This window comes from Sphingopyxis sp., assembly GCF_016463645.1.
Classification (GTDB): domain Bacteria; phylum Pseudomonadota; class Alphaproteobacteria; order Sphingomonadales; family Sphingomonadaceae; genus Sphingopyxis.
This window is the reverse complement of the sequence record NZ_JAEMQX010000227.1, coordinates 1-2,688: the sequence shown is the minus strand read 5'-3', so window position 1 is coordinate 2,688 and position 2,688 is coordinate 1. Positions and strand designations below refer to the sequence as shown.

At 65.5% G+C, this 2,688-nt stretch carries 2 protein-coding genes; both read right to left on the bottom strand.

All coding sequences use genetic code 11. From position 1 onward, the window contains the following. The coding region (gene lpdA, locus JHC57_RS21880) for a dihydrolipoyl dehydrogenase (RefSeq protein ID WP_294032682.1) at positions 1–1,393 on the bottom strand (1,393 nt) is incomplete at its 3' end. A gap of 44 nt (positions 1,394–1,437) precedes the next feature. Then, a partial coding sequence (gene odhB, locus JHC57_RS21875) for a 2-oxoglutarate dehydrogenase complex dihydrolipoyllysine-residue succinyltransferase (protein ID WP_294032681.1) occupies positions 1,438–2,688 on the bottom strand: 1,251 nt, incomplete at its 5' end.

Genomic DNA, 2,688 nt, shown 5'->3' with positions numbered 1-2,688 from the left:
TGTGGATCGGCTTGCCCGTCACCGCCATCGCAGCTTCCTTGATCGCTTCGCTGTGCGTCGGGTGCGCATGGCAGGTGTAGGCGATATCTTCCGACGTCGCGCCGAATTCCATCGCCTGCGCGGCCTGCGCGATCATCGTGCCCGCGACGCTCGCGATGCACCACACGCCGAGCACGCGGTCGCTCTTGGCGTCGGCGATCACCTTCACGAAACCGTCGGGTTCGTGGTTGGTCTTGGCACGGCTGTTGGCGAGCATCGGGAACTTGCCAACCTTGACCTCGCCCTTTTCCTTCGCCTGCTCTTCGGTCAGGCCGACGCCGGCGATTTCGGGCCAAGTGTAGACGACCGACGGGATGACATCGTGGTTCACGATGCCGGTCAGCCCCGCGATATTCTCGGCGCAGGCGATGCCCTCGTCCTCGGCCTTGTGCGCAAGCATCGGGCCGGGGATGACGTCGCCGATCGCCCAGATGCCGGGGACCTGCGTCGAAAAGTCATGGTCGGTTTCGATCTGTCCGCGCTGGTTGACCGCGAGGCCCGCCTTGTCGAGGCCGAGACCATCGGTGTTCGGACGGCGCCCGATCGACACGAGCACGACGTCGGCCTCGAGCGTTTCGGCTTCGCCGCCGGCGGCGGGTTCGAGCGTCAGCACGGCCTTCTTGCCCTTGACCTCGGCCTTGGTGACCTTGGTCTTGAGCTTGAATTCCATGCCCTGCTTCTTGAGAATCTTGTTCGCTTCCTTGCGAACGTCGCCGTCCATGCCGGGCAGGATCTGGTCGAGGAATTCGACAACGGTGACCTTGGCACCGAGGCGGCGCCACACGCTGCCGAGCTCGAGCCCGATCACCCCGCCACCGATCACGACCATGTGGCCCGGAACCTTCGCGAGTTCGAGCGCGCCGGTCGAATCGACGATGACCTGCTTGTCATTGTCGACTTCGACGCCGGGAAGCGGGGTCACCGACGAGCCGGTCGCGATGATGATATTCTTGGCACGCACCGCCTTGCCCGCGACTTCGACGGTGTCCTTCGATGTGAATTGCGCATAGCCCTTCAACCAGTCGACCTTGTTCTTCTTGAACAGGAATTCGATGCCGCCGGTCAGGCCCTTCACCGCATCCTTGCGCTGGCCGTGCATGGTGCCGAGGTCGAGCTCGGGCTTCACCTTGATGCCCATCGCCGCCATCGCGCCGCCGGCGGCCGCCTCGAAATATTCGGACGCGTGGAGCATCGCCTTCGACGGGATGCAGCCGACGTTGAGGCAGGTGCCGCCGAGCGTCTCGCGCCCTTCGGCGCACGCGGTCTTGAGGCCCAGCTGCGCTGCACGAATCGCCGCGACATAACCGCCGGGACCGGCACCGATGACAAGGACGTCGTAGTCGTAATCAGCCATTTATCGTTCCTTTCACCCCACGGGGGGACGGGGAGAAATATTCTTTACAGGTCGATCAGCAAACGCGTCGGATCCTCGATCGCTTCCTTGATCGTCTTGAGGAAGGTCACCGCCTCGCGGCCATCGACCAAGCGGTGGTCGTAGCTCATCGCGAGATACATCATCGGACGGATCACGATCTCGCCATTGCGGACGACCGGGCGGTCCTCGATGCGGTGGAGGCCGAGCACCGCCGACTGCGGCGGGTTGATGATCGGGGTCGACATCAGGCCGCCGAACACGCCGCCGTTCGAAATGGTAAAGGTGCCGCCGGTCATGTCGTCCATCGTCAGCGTGCCTTCCTTGGCGCGCTTGCCGAGGTCGGCGATCGCTTTCTCGATGTCGGCAAAGCTCATGCTGTCGGCATTGCGCACGACGGGAACGACAAGCCCGTTCGGCGCGCTGACCGCGACCGAGACGTCGAGATAATTGTGATAGACGATCTCGTCGCCCTCGATCCGCGCGTTGACCGCGGGAATGTCGTGCGCAGCGAGCGCAACCGCCTTGGTGAAGAAGCTCATGAAGCCGAGGCGCACGCCATGCTTCTTCTCGAAGCTTTCGCGATATTTATCACGCGTCGCCATCACCGCCGACATGTCGACGTCGTTGAACGTCGTCAGCATCGCCGCCGTGTCCTGCGCGGCCTTGAGCCGCTTCGCGATCGTCTGGCGCATACGCGTCATCTTGACGCGCTCTTCCTGACGGCCCGGCGAACCGATGGCGACCGGAGCCGCGGCGGCAGCGGCCGGTGCGGGCGCAGCGGCGGGCGCGGCGTTGGCGGCGGCGGCAAGCACATCTTCCTTGGTCAGGCGGCCGTCCTTGCCGCTGCCCTGGATCTTCGTCGGATCGACGCCATGCTCGAGTACGAGGCGGCGGACGGCGGGCGACATGGTCGTGACCGTGTCGACGCCTTCTGCGGCCGGAGCAACGGTTGCGGCGGGCGCCGGCGCGGCGGCTTCGGCCTTGGCGGGTGCGGGTGCCGGAGCAGCCGCGGCAGGCGCCGGCGCGGCGGCGGCACCGCCGGCCTCAACCGTCGCGATCGTCGCACCGACATTGACCGTATCGCCGACCGCGGCGAGCTGCTGGCCCATCACGCCGGCGACGGGCGACGGCACTTCGACCGCGACCTTGTCGGTTTCGAGGCTCGCGATGGGCTCGTCGAGCGCGACGGCCTCACCGGGTTTTTTCAGCCATTCGCCGATGGTCGCTTCGGTAACGCTTTCGCCCAGCGTGGGGACTTTGACTTCGGTGCTCAT